The organism is Pararhizobium antarcticum, from assembly GCF_001885585.1.
GTDB lineage: Bacteria > Pseudomonadota > Alphaproteobacteria > Rhizobiales > Rhizobiaceae > Pararhizobium > Pararhizobium antarcticum.
Genome location: NZ_LSRP01000068.1, coordinates 45,372 through 60,453 on the forward strand (window position 1 = coordinate 45,372; position 15,082 = coordinate 60,453).

A 15,082-nucleotide genomic window follows, 5' to 3' on the forward strand; every position below is an offset into this window, starting at 1 on the left:
GATGATCGAGATCAAGGCCGTCAGCCGCTTCTATGGCATCTACAAGGCACTCGACAGCGTGACGCTCGACATTGCCGCCGGTGAGTTCTTCTCGCTGCTGGGGCCCTCCGGCTGCGGCAAGACCACGCTTTTGCGCTCGATTGCCGGCTTCGACACGCCGACCTCCGGCGACATCCGCATCGACGGACAATCGGCCATCGGCGTTCCCCCGAACAGGCGCCCGACCAACATGGTCTTCCAGAACTACGCGATCTTCCCGCATCTGAATGTCGCGGAAAATGTCGCCTACGGTCTGAAGCGGCTGAAACTCGATGCGCAGGACGAACGCCGCCGCGTCGGCGATGCGCTCGATCAGGTGCGGCTCTCGACGCTCGGCAAGCGCGGCGCCCACGAACTGTCCGGCGGCCAGCGCCAGCGGGTGGCACTCGCCCGCGCGCTGGTCATGCGGCCCAAGGTCCTGCTGCTCGATGAACCCTTGTCTGCGCTCGACAAGAAGCTGCGCGAGGAGATGCAGGTGGAGCTGCGCTCCCTGCAAAAGGCCGTCGGCATCACCTTCGTGCTTGTCACCCACGACCAGTACGAGGCCCTCGCAATGTCCGATCGCATCGCCGTCATGTTCGGCGGCAGGATCGCCCAGGTCGCGACGCCGAAGGAAATCTACCAGCGGCCGCTCACCCGCGCGGTCGCAGACTTTCTGGGCGGCATGAATTTCATGAAGGCCAGGATCACCGGCGAGACCGCAACCGATCTTTCCGTCGAGACACAACGCTTTGGCGCCGTCACCTTGACCAAACCGCCGGGCTTTACCTGCGGCACCAGCGAGGCGACCATCGGCATACGGCCGGAACGGTTGCGCGTCCTATGGGACGATGACACGGCACCGCATGCGATCGAGGGTCACGTTGTCGATCGGCATTATTTTGGCGAGATCACCCATCTGATCGTCAATGTTCCGGGGCTGGACGCACCCTTGTCGGTCTCCGAGACCAACAATTTCGGCGCCGACGACATTCCCGTCGGCGCGCCGATCCGGCTGGCCTATGATCCGGACGCCCTGGTGGCGCTGGCCGACTGAAGCTGCGCCTCAATGGCGGCCTTGTCGATCACGGACCACACCTCGAAAATCTTGTCCTCGCGAAAAGCGTAGAAGACATTTTCAGCAAAAGAAATCTTTCTCTCGTTGATATCAAGACCGAAAAATCGGCCTTTCGGGCTGCAGTTGAAGGAGAGCCGACTGGCGATGAGCGGCGGATTGGAAACCAGCATCTGCACATCGAAATACAGGTCGGGAATTTCGGAAAAGTCGTTTTCCAGCATTTTGCGATAACCGGAAAGACCGATCGATTGACCGTTGTGGATGGCATCGTCGGCGACGAATTCACCAAGCGCATCCCAGTTCTGCCTGTTAAGGCAGGCAATATAGGCGCGATAAATATCGGCAAGATCGTCTCTGGTCATGGCGGCAACTCCTGTGTTCCACATCGATATAACAGTTGAACACAGGATAAATGTAGAACTCAGCGATAGCCCACACGCATTCTACCTAATAGCCCGCCTTGATCTTCTCGAACTCTGCAATCATCTTTTGGCGCATCTGCGTCGGCATCGGTGCCTGGAACAGCGTGTTGTCGACGAAGGCGTCGACATCGGCATAACCCTTTTCGGCCAGAAGCTTGGCATCGACGGCGGCCATGCCCTTGCCGTTGGCATGTCCGTAGCCCCAGGCATCGACCAGATAGGTGGAGATGGCAGGATCGGTGACGGCGTTGAGGAAATCGTAGTCCTGCGCTTCCGTGCCTTCGCCACCCTTCAGCCGGACATAGCCGCAGACCCAGGTCGACAGCCCCTCCTTCGTATCCTTCTTGATCGCGGCCGGAACGCCATCCTTCTGCAGCGTTGTCACCGTCTCGTTCCAGGCCCAGGCGAGGTCAATCTCGCCACTCGCCATCGCCTGACTGACGTCCGTATTGTCGGTCCAGTAGAGACGGACATTCTTGTGCACGTCGCGCAGGAAGGCCGACGCTTCGGCAAACTGCGCCTCCGTCATGGTCGTCCAGTCCTTCAGGCCAATCGCAAGACTTGCCAGCGCATAGGCATCATCGACATTGTCGCCGATCGAGACGCGATCCTTGAATTTTGGATCGGCAAAGGCCCGGAGCGAAGCGACGTCTTCGGGCTTGACCGTATCGGTGCGGTAGGTGAGCACCGTGTTGCCCCATTCGAACGGCAGGAACCAGGCCTTGCCCTCCGCCGTCATCAGATCCTTCATGCCGGCAATGCCGGGCAGGATATCGTTCCAGGCGGTCAGCTTGGCTGTGTCGAGCGGCTCGAGCAGCCCGGCCTCGCGCCATTTCGCGATACTCTGCGAGCACGGATGGGCGAGATCGGCCTTGAAGCCCGAGCGCAGTTTCTGGAAGGCCTCCTCCTCGTCGCCGAAGAAACTGAACTCAGGCTCCGTGCCGTGTTTGGCGACATAGGCGGGATGGAAGGCGGGATCCTCATAACCGGCCCAGTCGAAGACGGTGATCGTATCGGCGGCCGCAACGGGCAAGGCGGCGCAGGACAGGAGGCCGGCTAAGGCCAGACGTTCACCCAGGCGCTTCATTCGTCTCAGTCTCGTCATGCCAGTCTCCTCTCCGGTTGCTCCGGTCTTCCGGTTACGCCGGCTTTGCTGTTCCCTCTTTCGGCCCGTCATGGGTCATATGCCCAGGAAAGACCGCCACAAGATATTCGACCGCTGCGGCATGCGCCTTTTCGCGCGTAAACCCGTCGCCGGTCATTAGCCGCCACCACAGTCCCTCCATCAGCGCAGACAGGGCCAGGGCCGTAATTTCGGCGTCATAGGCATAGTGGCCCTCCTGCTTGATCTCGGCGCAGAGCGTCACGAACAGATCCTGATAGGTCAGGTCGCGCGCACCGCAGAGCGCCTGATAGGTGGGCCGCGATTTTGCCTCGCCCCAGAAGGCGCACCAGGCCGCAAGCTTGCGCTTGGTGCATATCTTCCGGTCGAAATCGGCAGCCACCAGCGACCAGAGCTTCGCGGCGGCGGATGGTCCCGCCTTGTCGAGCGCCATCTGCCAATGGGCGGCATATTCGTCCGCCATCGCCTGCAGCGTCGCGACCAAGAGCTTTTCCTTGCTCTCGAAGTGAAAGTTGACGATGCCGCGCGACAGGCCGGCACCATCGGCAACATCGGCGAGCGTTGTTTCCGAATAGCCGCGCTTGGCCAACGAATCGATCGTCGCCTCGATCAACTGCAGGCGTCGCGTTTCCTTGGACGCCTTGCGCCCCTTCCTGTCCGCCTCGCCCGCATCCGCCGTCACCGAAACCGCTTTCATTCTCACTGCCACTTTCTTGCCCCTGAGGCTGAGAATGACGCTCATGACATTCCTCCACCCGGTTTTTCACCGCGGTGATGAGCGGGACAATGCGCGGCACTGTCAAGAACCTTCTGCATGGCGGCCTCGTCCTTGTCCGGCGCCTGCGCCGATGTTTCGATCATCCCGACCTTCCGTCTGTTTGCCGATGCAACACGTGCTGATCAAAATCCTAACGCATAATCAGGAGATTGCAAGATACTTGCTGAATGCTCATTCAATACAACTGGACAACATTCTGCTTTTCATGCCACTTTTTAACAATCGATGGAGAGCTGAGCGTGAAAAAATACGACGTTGTAATGATCGGAGGCGGACATAACGGTCTGGTCGCCGCCTGCTACCTGCAGCGCGCCGGGCTGGATGTGCTCGTGCTGGAAAAGAACGACTGGGTCGGCGGCGCCGCCACCAGCCGCGAGATGACACCGGGCTTCCTCTATTCCAACTGTTCCTATGTCTGCTCGCTGTTCCGGCCGGAAATCATGCGCGACCTGGAATTGCCGAAACACGGCCTGCAGGTGATCGCCTATGAAGGCGGCGCGGTCTTCACCCGCGACGGCGACTACCTCGCCTCCTACCGCGACCATGACAGCCATCGCCGCGAATTTGCGCGCTATTCGAAGCGCGATGCCGAGGCCTATGAGCGCTATGCCCGCGACGTCACCCGCCAGTGCCGCTTCATCCAGCCGCTTCTGATGCGCACGGCGCCCGATCCGTTCTCGTTCAAGCCGCGCGACCTTGCCGAGTTGCTCTATCTCGGCCGGAAATTCGGCGACTTCTCCGCCCATGACATGGCGCAGACCCTGCGCTTCTGGACCATGTCGATCTCCGATTTTCTCGATGAATATTTCGAGACCGACGTGATCAAGGCCTATCTCGCGCTGTCCGGCATCATCGGCACAGCACTCGGGCCCATGTCGCCCGGCACAGCCTATGTTCTGCTGCATCATTACATGGGCGAAGTCGACGGTTCGGTCGGCGCCTGGGGCTATGCGCGCGGCGGCATGGGTGCCGTGACGCAAGCGCTTGCCTCATCCTTCCGCGCCTCCGGTGGCACGATCCGCACCGGTGCCGATGTCGAGAAGGTGATGACCCGAAGCGGCCGGGCGACCGGCGTCAGGCTGGCGGATGGCGAGGAAGTGCACGGCGGTCTCGTGGTATCGAATGCCGACGTCAAGCGCACCTTCCTCAAGCTCGTCGACGAGGATGCGCTGCCGGAAACCTTCGTGCACCGCGTCAAGCACTTCAAGATGCGCGGCTCGTCGGGCAAGCTCAACATTGCGCTCGACAGCCTGCCGGAGTTTCCAGCGCTTCCGACGGGCTCCTCCTGCATCCGCGGCGACATGCACTTCACCGATTCGATGGAGCGCATGGAGCGCGCCTATGACGACTGGAAGGCCGGGCATTTTTCCGCCGACCCCTTTGTCGACATGGTCATCCCGACAACGCTCGATCCGACCATGGCGCCGCCGGGCAAGCATTTCATGAGCTGCTTCGTGCAATATTGTCCGCCCAAGATCGACGGCGAGGACTGGACGGATGCCGACCGCGACGCCTTCGCCGAAACCGTCATCAGCCAGATCGCCGACTATTCCCCCGGTTTCCGCGACCGCATCCTGCATATGGAGGTGCGCACGCCGCGCGAAATCGAGGCAGAGGTCGGCCTCACCGAAGGCAATATCTTCCAGGGCGAACTGACCTTCGACCAGCTTCTCTTCAACCGGCCGGTGCCGGGTTATGCCCAGTACCGCAGCCCCGTGCCCGGCCTCTATCTCTGCGGCTCCTCCACCCATCCGGGCGGCGGCGTCATGGGCGCGCCGGGGCGCAACGCCGCGGCCGAAATCCTGCGCGACCTGAAGCGCAAGCCAAACCAGATGAGCCCCGCCCATGACGTCATCTAGCCCGACCGTGAACAGATATGATGCCATCGTCATCGGCGGTGGCCACAACGGTCTGACGGCCGCCACGCTGCTCGCCCAGAGCGGCCGTCAGGTGATCGTGCTCGAGGCCGCTGATAGCCTCGGCGGCGCCCTGCGCGGCCATGCGTTCCATCCGGGCTTTCGCGCGCCCGGGCTCGTCCATATCCTCAACCGGCTTGATCCGGAGGTGATCAGGCTCCTGAAGCTCGACACGACGGCGCTGTCCGGCCACCCGGCACCGACCGTCGCCCTGTCCGAACTCGGCAATCCCGCCATCCTGCGCGGCGCCTATGGCGAAACACTGGACGGGGTGAGCGCACAGGAGGCTGTGGCCTTTGCCGAGATGCGCCGCAAGCTGGTGTTTCAGGCAGGAATCCTCAGACGCTTCCTCAGGCGCCGTCCGCCGGAGATCGGTCGGATCACGCTGAACGACATGACCAGCTTTGCCGGCGCTGGCCTCAGCCTTCTGCGAAAGGGCCGCGAGGAAGGCCGCGATTTCCTGCGCATGCTGCTGATGAACGTCGCCGATGTCGCCGACGAGTATCTCGATGACGACCGGCTGAAGGGCCTTCTCGCCTTCGATGCGACGCTCGGCATTCATCTCGGTCCGCGTTCGCCCACCTCCCTGCTCGGCCTCTATTATCGGCTGACCGGAGAGATCAATGGCGCGATCGGAAACCAGATCGTCGCCAGAGGCGGACTGGCGCAAGCGTTTGAGAGGGCCGCACGGGCCGCCGGTGTAACGATCCGCACCGGGGCCGCCGTTGCCCGGATTATCGCAGATCGCGGCACAGCAAGCGGCGTCGTGCTGGAGACCGGCGAAACGCTCTCCGCGCCGGTCATCGTCTCGGCCATCCATCCGCAGGCGACATTCCTGAAGCTCACCGATACAGCCGAACTCGGCACCGGCTTCGTGCGCGCGATCGGCAACATCCGGTCCAGGGGCAATGTCGCGAAACTCGATCTCGCGCTCGACCGGCTGCCCGATTTCACCGGCGTGTCCAGAGCTGACCTTTCGGGCCGCCTTGTCCTCGCCCGCTCGATCGATCACGTCGAAACAGCATTCAACCCGGCCAAATACGGCGCATTTTCCTGCGATCCGGTGATGGAGATCACGCTTCCGAGCCTCAGCGATCCGTCCCTGGCGCCCCCAGGCGCAGCAACCCTGTCGGCGCTTGTCCAGTTTGCGCCCTATGCGCTGAAAACCGGTTGGGACAGCGGCCGCGCCGAATTCCTGGCGATCATTCTCGAAAAACTGGAACACTACGCCCCCGGCCTTGGGAACAGCGTGGTCGCCGCCAGCCTGATGACGCCGGTCGATATCGAGGCGCGCTATCACATGCCGGGCGGGCACTGGCACCATGGCGAGTTGCAGGCCGACCAGTTGCTGGTCAATCGCCCCGTCAACCAGGCGGCCGGTTATGCGACGCCGCTGAAGGGGCTTTATCTCGCCAGTGCCGGCGCCCATCCCGGCGGCGGCATTTCCGGCCTGCCCGGCCTGCTGGCCGCACGCCACATCCTTTCGGGAGAAAAGCCATGATACCCGACGTCACCCTGCGCCGGTCCCGGCAGGCCCATATCGCAACGCCCCGGCTGGAAACGCCTTTCCATGCCCGCATTGCAGCCCTGGACGAGACCAACGACTGGTACAGCTGGGCCGGCTACAAGGCAGCCCATTCCGTCTTCGACGAGGAACTCGAATATTTCGCGATCCGCTCGACGGCCGCCCTGTTCGACATCTCGCCGATGGTCAAATACCGCATCAGCGGCCCGGACGCCGAGCGCTACCTCAACCGCCTGACCCTGCGCGATGTCGCAAAGCTCAAAGCCCACCGCGTACAATACACAGCCTGGTGCGACGATCATGGCCATGTGCTGGACGACGGCACGCTGTTCCGGCTTGCGCCCGACACCTTCCGCCTCTGCTGCCAGGAACGCCACCTGCCCTGGCTGCTCGACAGCGCGATCGGCTTCGACGTCGAGATCGCGGAGGAAACGACCGAAATCGCCGGTCTCGCCCTGCAGGGACCGACCTCTTTTGCCGTGCTGGCCAACGCCGGCTTTGACGGCATCGAACAGCTCAAGCCTTTTCAGATCGCCGAATTCAGCCATGACGACACGCGCGTCACGATCTCCCGCACCGGCTTCACCGGCGATCTCGGCTACGAACTCTTTGTGCCCGCCGGAGCTGCCCTCAGCCTCTGGGACCGTCTCTGGATGGCCGGACGGAACCTTGGCATCCGCGCCATCGGTTACGCGGCGCTCAACCGCACCCGCATCGAAGCGGGCTTCATCGTCGCCAATGCCGACTTCATGACGGCGGAGGCAGCGCTGCGTGCCGACCGCGCCCGCTTGCCGGACGAGATCGGGCTCGACTGGCTGGTCGATGCTGAAAAACCGTTTTTCAACGGACGTCATGCAATACTTGAAGCACGGCGGAATCAGTCTCTGAAGTACATCCTCGTTGGCCTTGAAATAGAAGGGAATATTCCCGCCGAAGGCGCCATCGTCTATCACCGGAAAAAGCACGAAGCCGGCCTCGTCAGCGCCGCCATCTGGTCGCCGCTCGCCAAGCGCAACATCGCAATCGCCACACTGGAGCGCCCCTATGGTTCGCGCATCGTGGACGACCTGTGGGTCGAAATCTACGCCTCGCGCGAGTTGCAATACCAGAAGATGATGAAGCGCGCGACGATCGTACCCCGCCCCTTCATCAAGCTCGACCGCCGGACGGCGACACCGCCGGGACTGTTTTGACAGACAAAAAGATGGACGAGGAAAACGCTCGCAACTGGGAACTGATCAATACGCCTCCCGGCGTCGTATGGTCCGGACGCACGCGCTATGCGTCCGCGACATTCTTTTACCATGGAGGCCAGATGAGCGCCGAGGTGCTGGAGGTCTACCGCATCTGTTCGCGGCTGGATGCGGAGGATCCGCTGGATGTCTTGCGGCGGTGGGAGATCGGGAGCGAGTGGGTGGAGCGGATGGTTGGTGGCGCATGACCTCTGGCGCAGGCGGGTTCCGCTTTCGACCCCAAGCGGTAATTGCCTATTGCCCGGATTTGATCATCTCACGAATTTTGACCGCTTTCTCGAAATGGTCTAGCGCTTTGGTTTTGATCCACCACTCGGCAGCTTCCATAAGGAGGTCGGGGTCCTCGTTCTTGTTCGCAAAGAACGCATAGAATGACAGACCCACACCTTCGCCCTTTTTCGCGATTTTGTCCTCGCAGACTGAAATTGCTTTCGCCCGTAAGCTCGGTCTCATGGTGCCCTCTTTTTGTGCGTGACAGGCGAGCTACTATGCCTTGCTCGCTACAGGAATGCTGACAGCCTGGACCCAAACGGGTTGTTTCGAAAGTCAAAATTAAAGCAACACTTGTTTTCCTGACTTTTGCGACAGCCGCAATGTCTGGGGGACCTTGATCGGCCAGGCTGCGTGAGCCTTTATCCCAGTGGGTTGAAGGTGCTGGTGACAAGAGGGCAATGAACGATGACCGCTGTTGGCGCAAAGCGGTCGCCCGCCCTCGATGAAAAGGATACGCCCTCTCCGGCACTTCGTGAAATCGACTTCAACGAGAAACGACTATTTGTCTCTCGGCGCGAACCCCGCCATCGCCCCCAAATAGACTTTCGCCAGCGGCGTTGCATAAGACCCGCGTTTGCTCGTCGTCAGCCGTTGCGCAATCAACGCCTCCGCCTGCTTGACCGCAGCCGAGACGCCGTCGATGACCGGCACGCCGTAGTCTTCCTGCAGCGCGAAGGCGAGATCGGCCATGCCGGCGCAGCCGAGCACGATTGCCTCCGCGCCGTCCTCCTGCAGCGCCAGTTCGATCTGCCGACGCAGCTTGCCGATCGCGCCGGAATGCTCGTCTTCGAGTTCGAGCACCGGAATATCGGCCGCCCGCACCTTCGCCCGGCCGCCGAACCCATAGTGCCGCGTCAGATTTTCGAGAAGCACGCGGGAACGCTCAAGCGTGGTCACGACCGTAAAACGCTGGGCCAGAAAGCCGGCCGTCACCAGCGCGGATTCGCACAGGCCGAGAACCGGGATGCCGGCAAGCGCGCGGGCTGCATCAAGCCCGGTATCGTCGAAACAGGCGATGACGGCGGCCTGGGCACCGGCTTTTTCGCCGGCCCGGATTTCGGCCAAGAGCCCCGGCAGGGCAAGTGCCCCGTCATAATGCCCCTCGATCGAGGCAGGTCCCATCTGCGAGGTCGCAGCCATGATCTGCGTGCCCGCGCCGGCGACAGCGCGAGCCGCTTCCGCCGCCTTGTCCGTCATGGATCGGGTGGTGTTGGGATTGACGACGAGAATGCGCATGGGGATCAGAGCACCTTGGCCTGCCTGCGGCGCATGATCCAGATACCGGCCAGCGCGAGCAGAATGATCGAAAAGGAAAACAACGTCGTGACCGTGCCGAGCGCATAGAGCACCGGCGTCGTCACATTGGTGGTCATGCCGTAGATTTCGAGCGGAAGCGTGTTGTAGGTGCCCGATGTCATCAGCGTGCGCGCAAACTCGTCATAGGAAAGCGTGAAGCCGAACAGGCCGACGCCAACGAGGCTGGGTGCGATCATCGGCAAAAGCACATGCCGGAAGGTTTGCCAGGAGGACGCGCCAAGGTCGCGCGCCGCTTCCTCGTAGGACGGCGAGAAACGGTTGAACACGGCAAACATGATCAGCACGCCAAACGGCAGCGTCCAGGTCAAATGCGCGCCAAAGGCCGAGGAGTACCAGGCCGGGCGAAGTCCGAACTGCTGGAAGACGACGCCAATGCCGAGCGAAATGATGATCGAGGGCACGACGAGGCTGGCGACCGTCAGGTAAAACAGCGTCGTCGATCCCCGGAACTTGTGGCGGAAGGCAAGCCCGGCGAGCAGCGACACCACGACGTTGACGATCATCACCATCACGCCGAGCGAGAAGGAGCGCTTGAACGAAGCCCCGAAATCGCCAACCGCCTGCTGTTCGAACAGGTTGAAGAACCAGTGCACGGAAAAACCGTTGAGCGGGAAGGTCAGGCCGCCGTTCGGTCCCTGGAACGACAGGATGAAGACGGCGGACAGCGGCCCATAGAGAAACAGTACGAAGAGCGTGAAGAAGGCCGCCAGAACGTAGAATTCGAGGGTGCGTTTTTCGTGGCTCATCTCACAGTTCCTTGCGGATATCGACGACGCGCAGGATGGCCGCGACCATCAGCAGCACGATGATCAAAAGCACCACGGCATTGGCGGCAGCGGCCGGATATTGCAGCAGCGACATCTGGTTCTTCATCATCAGCGCGACCGATGCGCTCTGCCCGCCGGACATGACCTGCACCGTCGAGAAATCCGCCATGACCAGCGTCACGACAAAGATCGAACCGATCGCCATGCCGGGCTTGGCCAGCGGAATGATGACGTTCCAGAGGATCTGCCAGCTCGTGGCACCGGCATCGCGGGCCGCCTCGATCAGCGATTTGTCGATGCGCATCAGCGTGTTGAAGATCGGTGTGACCATGAACAGCGTGTTGAGATGGACCATGGCAAGGACAACGGCAAAATCGGAATAGAGCAGCCATTCGATCGGCACCGGGATGATGCCCATGTCGACCAGCGTCGAATTGACGAGGCCGTTGCGGCCGAGAACCGGTATCCAGGAGATCATTCGGATGATGTTCGACGTCAGGAAGGGCACGGTGCAGACCAGAAACAGCACCATCTGCATGGTCGTCGTGCGGACGTGGAAAGCAAGGAAATAGGCGACCCAGAAACCGATTGCGAGCGTCAGGCCCCAGACCATTGCGGTGTATTTCAGCGTGTTGAGATAGGTCTTCCACGTGACCCAGGAGCCGAGCGTCTCGACATAGTTCAGCGTCATGAAATCCGGATAGAGCCCGGCGAAATCATAGTCCCAGAAGCTGACGATCGCGATCGTCAGGATCGGCAAGAGGAAAAAGAAACCGAGGATCAGCGCCAGCGGCGCCGCCTGCAGCCAGGCGATTGCCGCCTCCGGCATGCGGAAGCCACGGGTGCGGGCCGGCGCCGGCTCGGTCGTTTCTGGCGTTAGGACTGTCGACACCGATGGGCCTCCGGGGTGAATTCTTCGCTGTTGGACTTCGGGTCACAATCGGCGACGCTGCCTCGAAAGCTGCAGCGTTCTCGATCGATCCCTCCCCCTCGTGGGGAGGGTGACCCGAAGGGTCGGGAGGGGGTTTCTTCGGTACAGAAGCCCCTCCCCAACCCTCCCCACAAAGGGGAGGGAGTGACGCCACCGTCTCCCCGGCGGGGAGACGACAGATCTTACGCCGCGATGAATTCGTTCCAGCGGCGCACCATGTAGCGGTCCTCGTCCATGACCGAGTTCCAGCAGGCGACCTTGCCCATGCGCTCTTCGAACGAGCCGCCATCGCGCACCGCGCCGGCCTTCTCCATGACCTTGCCTTCCGGAGACATGATGTCGCCTGCAGCCGGCTTGCCTTCGATCCAGTAGCCCCATTCGTCGGCCGACATGAATTCCTTGGCGGTGTCCATGGCAGCGGAGTAGTAGCCCTGGCGGTTGAGATAGCCGCCGACCCAGCCGGACGTGTACCAGTTGATGTACTCATAGGCGGCGTCGAGCTGCGCACCCTCGAGGTGGGCGGCAAGACCAAGACCACCACCCCAGGAGCGATAGCCTTCTTTGAGCGGCTGGTACTTGCAGGCGATGCCTTTCGAGCGGACGGCGGCCACGGCCGGCGACCACATCGACTGGATGACGACTTCGCCTGATGCCATCAGGTTGACCGATTCATCGAACGACTTCCAGAAGGCGCGGAACTGCCCGTCCTGCTTGGCCTTGATCAGGAAGTCGATCGTCGTGTCGATTTCCGCCGTGGTCATGTTGCCCTTGTCGGCATATTTGATGATGCCCATGGCTTCGCAGATCATCGCCGCATCCATGATGCCGATCGAGGGAATGTTGAGGATCGAGGTCTTGCCCTTGAAGGCCGGGTCCATGATATCGGCCCAGGAGGTGATCTCGCGGCCGACGAGGTCGGGGCGGATGCCGAGCGTGTCGGCGTTGTAGATGGTCGGAACCATCGTGAACAGTTCGGTTTCGCCCTTGGCAAAGGTCTTGTCGCCGGCCTTTTCGACATAACCGACCGTGTGCGGCGCCGTGCCCTGCGCAATCACGCTGTCCGGCGTCAGCTTGCCGGTTTTGAACAGCGGCACGATCTTGTCGTAATATTTCAGCTTCTTGATATCCATCGGCTGGATGACGCCGGCCGGAAATACCTTCTTGAGGATCCAGTATTCGATGTCGGCGATGTCGTAACTGTCCGGCTGGGTGACGGCGCGCTGGGCGGCCGCATCCGAATCCGTTGCCGTCATTTCGAGCGTGATGCCGAGGTCGGCCTTGCACTTCTCGGCGATGGCATTGATGTTCGAAACGCCGGTGCCGAACTGGCGCAGCGTGATCGGGTTCTGTGCCCAGATCGTCGGGAAGCCCGTGACCAGGCCGGAGCCGATGATGGCACCGGTTGCGGCGGCGCCGGTCTTCAGCAATGTGCGGCGCGAGAGGCCCGCAGTCGTCTTGGTCGTCTTGGTCGTCTTGGTTTCTTCTGTCATGTCCGTTCCCTTTTTATGTGTTGATCAGGCGGTAACGCGGCCGAGCAGGATGACATCCTCCTCCGCCCAACTCAGAGAGACCGCATCGCCGACGGCGACGGGTTTGGCGTAGAAACTGCTGTCGCCGACGATCACGGTAAAATCGTCGCTGCCGGCACCGATGACGGTGATCTTCACCGAGGCGCCGCGATATTCGATATTGGAGACGATGCCGTTGAAGCCGAGCCCCGGTGCCGAGGCCGGCTCGATGCGCACCCGGTCAGTGCGGATGCCGAGATCAACAGGCGCGCCGGGTTCCTGCGGATCGCCATGGACCGCAAATGTCAGGCCTTCAGGCACCTCCATCACGACCTTGCCCTCCGCGCTCGAAACGGCGCGGCCGGTCAGAACGTTGTGGTCGCCCATGAAGCGCGCCACGAAAGCAGTGGCCGGCCGCTCGAACACCTCGCGCGGCGGCGCAGCCTGCTCGATCCGGCCGTCATTCATGACGACGACGAGATCGGCCAGCGCCATCGCCTCTTCCTGGCTGTGGGTGACGTGCACGAAGGTGATGCCGAGGGTCTTCTGGAGCTTCTTCAGTTCCGCCCGCATGCGGATTTTCAGGAATGGGTCGAGAGCCGAAAGCGGTTCGTCGAGCAGAAGCGCTTCCGGATCGGTGATCAGCGCCCGGGCGAGCGCCACGCGTTGCTGCTGGCCGCCGGACAGTTGGGCCGGCCGGCGATTGGCATAGGCCTCCATCTGCATCAGTTTGAGCATGTCGAGCGCCTTTGCCCGGCGCTCCGCCTTCTCCACGCCTTTCATCTTCAGGCTGAAAGCGACATTGTCGACCAAGTCGAGATGCGGAAACAGCGCATAGGACTGGAACATCATTGCCGTGCCGCGCTTGGCCGGCGGAAAATCCGTGACAACCGTATTGCCAAGCCTGACATCACCGAGCGAGATGCTTTCATGACCGGCGATCATCCGCAGCGTCGAGGATTTGCCGCAGCCGGAGGGACCGAGCAGGCAGCAATAGCTGCCGGCCGGAATCTTCAGGCTGATCGCATGCACGGCCGTGGTATTGCCGTAGATCTTTGAAACGGAGACAATGTCGATCTCGGAGGCTTTGGACATGAAGACTGTTCCCTATTATTGGAAACAGACAAAGCATCAAGCGTGCCAGTTGCGGGCTTAAGCGTTAAACCACTGAAATTAAACGGATCGAGAAAATGTGTCCGGTTCTCCACCGACAGTATCCCGATTTTGCACTGCCCATAATTTGAGCGTTTTGTTTTCAATGAAGGCAGTTATTGTATACAATACAGACGGCAGAATGCCGACAAAATCCCGGTTAACTTTGGCCGGCATCTGCGCTAAGAGTGACGCATCGAACTGGAATACGACGACGATGACGACTGCCGGAAAATCCATCTTCAGCGACGAGGGCGCCGATGTCAGCGCTCACCATATCCGCGTCGCCATCCGCGATGCAATCGTCGAGCGTCGGCTGGCACCCGGCACGAAGCTGACGGAAACCGATGTCGGCACTCTCTTCAACGTCAGTCGCACGCTGGTCCGCGGCGCCTTGCAGGCGCTTTCCTATGAAGGTCTCGTTCATGTCGAGAAAAACCGTGGCGCCTTCGTTGCCCACCCCTCTCCCGAGGAAGCCCGCCAGATCTTTGCCACCCGCCGGCTGATAGAGCCCGGTATCGTGACCGAGGCGATGAAGCACATCACGCCAAAGGATGTGTCGGACCTTCGGGATCTGCTGGCGGCGGAGGAAAGGCTGACTGTCGAACGCGGCCAGTCGGCGCGTCGGGCCGAAATCAAGGCGTCTGGCGATTTTCACCTGGCACTGTCGGCAATTGCACGAAACGCCATCATGCTGCGCTTCATGGACGAACTGGTCGCCCGATCCTCCCTGGTCATCGCGCTCTACGGGCAGTCCAGCATCTCGAGCTGCGGCCACAACGATCACCGCGACATTGTCGAGGCACTGGAAGCGCGCGATCAGGCCCTGGCCTGCCGGTTGATGCTGCATCATATCGATCATATCGAGGCCGATCTCGACCTTCGCATCAAGAAGGGCGCGGACCTCAAGGAAGCGCTCAATCTCTGACACCTGCCGTCAGCGCGGATCGCCCGGCGGGCACAGTGGGAGTTGCCCGGAACCGCCTGTCGGGAGAACAATATTTCCCTTTATAAACAGATA

The 15,082-nt window shown here is 61.5% G+C and carries 15 protein-coding genes; 6 read left to right on the forward strand and 9 right to left on the reverse strand.

Annotated features, from left to right (window positions below; translation table 11 throughout):
* Position 1: 1 nt before the first annotated feature.
* Positions 2 to 1,075, forward strand: a complete 1,074-nt coding sequence (locus AX760_RS05750) for an ABC transporter ATP-binding protein (RefSeq protein ID WP_071832097.1) — start codon at positions 2 to 4, stop codon at positions 1,073 to 1,075.
* Here AX760_RS05750 and AX760_RS05755 read toward each other — a convergent pair.
* The 3 genes from AX760_RS05755 to AX760_RS05765 all read right to left on the reverse strand — a co-directional run bounded on the left by AX760_RS05755 (position 1,039) and on the right by AX760_RS05765 (position 3,338).
* The gene (locus AX760_RS05755; RefSeq protein WP_071832030.1) at positions 1,039 to 1,458 is read right to left on the reverse strand and encodes an ester cyclase; all 420 of its coding nucleotides are present in this window, start codon (positions 1,456 to 1,458) and stop codon (positions 1,039 to 1,041) included. The two genes, AX760_RS05750 and AX760_RS05755, sit on opposite strands and share 37 nt — an antisense overlap.
* Before the next feature lie 85 nt (positions 1,459 to 1,543).
* A complete protein-coding gene (locus AX760_RS05760) occupies positions 1,544 to 2,605 on the reverse strand; it encodes an extracellular solute-binding protein (protein WP_087149176.1) in 1,062 nt (353 codons plus the stop codon).
* 52 nt (positions 2,606 to 2,657) lie between these two features.
* On the reverse strand, positions 2,658 to 3,338 hold the full coding sequence (locus tag AX760_RS05765) for a TetR family transcriptional regulator C-terminal domain-containing protein (RefSeq protein ID WP_071832098.1): 681 nt from the start codon (positions 3,336 to 3,338) through the stop codon (positions 2,658 to 2,660).
* 341 nt (positions 3,339 to 3,679) lie between these two features.
* Between AX760_RS05765 and AX760_RS05770 the strand changes: the two genes are divergently transcribed.
* From AX760_RS05770 to AX760_RS05785, 4 genes are read left to right on the forward strand one after another with little or no spacing between them, the layout of a single operon-like run.
* On the forward strand, positions 3,680 to 5,278 hold the full coding sequence (locus tag AX760_RS05770; RefSeq protein WP_425348819.1) for a phytoene desaturase family protein: 1,599 nt from the start codon (positions 3,680 to 3,682) through the stop codon (positions 5,276 to 5,278).
* Positions 5,265 to 6,836 (forward strand): phytoene desaturase family protein, encoded by a 1,572-nt coding sequence (locus AX760_RS05775; protein WP_071832036.1) that lies wholly within the window; start codon positions 5,265 to 5,267, stop codon positions 6,834 to 6,836. Before AX760_RS05770 ends, AX760_RS05775 begins: the two co-directional genes overlap by 14 nt.
* Positions 6,833 to 8,053, forward strand: a complete 1,221-nt coding sequence (locus AX760_RS05780; protein WP_071832038.1) for an aminomethyl transferase family protein — start codon at positions 6,833 to 6,835, stop codon at positions 8,051 to 8,053. The genes AX760_RS05775 and AX760_RS05780 overlap by 4 nt, the downstream gene beginning before the upstream one ends.
* Positions 8,050 to 8,301 (forward strand): hypothetical protein, encoded by a 252-nt coding sequence (locus tag AX760_RS05785; protein ID WP_425348817.1) that lies wholly within the window; start codon positions 8,050 to 8,052, stop codon positions 8,299 to 8,301. Before AX760_RS05780 ends, AX760_RS05785 begins: the two co-directional genes overlap by 4 nt.
* Before the next feature lie 46 nt (positions 8,302 to 8,347).
* Here AX760_RS05785 and AX760_RS05790 read toward each other — a convergent pair whose 3' ends face one another.
* From AX760_RS05790 to AX760_RS05815, 6 genes are all read right to left on the reverse strand, one after another.
* Positions 8,348 to 8,566, reverse strand: coding sequence for a DUF6500 family protein (locus AX760_RS05790; protein ID WP_071832041.1), 219 nt, complete (start codon positions 8,564 to 8,566; stop codon positions 8,348 to 8,350).
* 318 nt (positions 8,567 to 8,884) lie between these two features.
* A complete protein-coding gene (locus AX760_RS05795) occupies positions 8,885 to 9,622 on the reverse strand; it encodes an aspartate/glutamate racemase family protein (protein ID WP_071832043.1) in 738 nt (245 codons plus the stop codon).
* Between the two features lie 5 nt (positions 9,623 to 9,627).
* The gene (locus AX760_RS05800; protein ID WP_071832045.1) at positions 9,628 to 10,449 is read right to left on the reverse strand and encodes an ABC transporter permease; all 822 of its coding nucleotides are present in this window, start codon (positions 10,447 to 10,449) and stop codon (positions 9,628 to 9,630) included.
* Position 10,450: 1 nt separating this feature from the next.
* Positions 10,451 to 11,299 (reverse strand): ABC transporter permease, encoded by an 849-nt coding sequence (locus tag AX760_RS05805; protein WP_245294940.1) that lies wholly within the window; start codon positions 11,297 to 11,299, stop codon positions 10,451 to 10,453.
* A gap of 284 nt (positions 11,300 to 11,583) precedes the next feature.
* On the reverse strand, positions 11,584 to 12,891 hold the full coding sequence (locus AX760_RS05810; protein WP_071832048.1) for an ABC transporter substrate-binding protein: 1,308 nt from the start codon (positions 12,889 to 12,891) through the stop codon (positions 11,584 to 11,586).
* A gap of 24 nt (positions 12,892 to 12,915) precedes the next feature.
* The gene (locus AX760_RS05815; RefSeq protein WP_071832050.1) at positions 12,916 to 14,004 is read right to left on the reverse strand and encodes an ABC transporter ATP-binding protein; all 1,089 of its coding nucleotides are present in this window, start codon (positions 14,002 to 14,004) and stop codon (positions 12,916 to 12,918) included.
* 274 nt (positions 14,005 to 14,278) lie between these two features.
* On the opposite strand from AX760_RS05815, the gene AX760_RS05820 reads away from it, so the two are divergent.
* The gene (locus AX760_RS05820) at positions 14,279 to 14,989 is read left to right on the forward strand and encodes a GntR family transcriptional regulator (protein WP_071832051.1); all 711 of its coding nucleotides are present in this window, start codon (positions 14,279 to 14,281) and stop codon (positions 14,987 to 14,989) included.
* Positions 14,990 to 15,082: the final 93 nt, after the last annotated feature.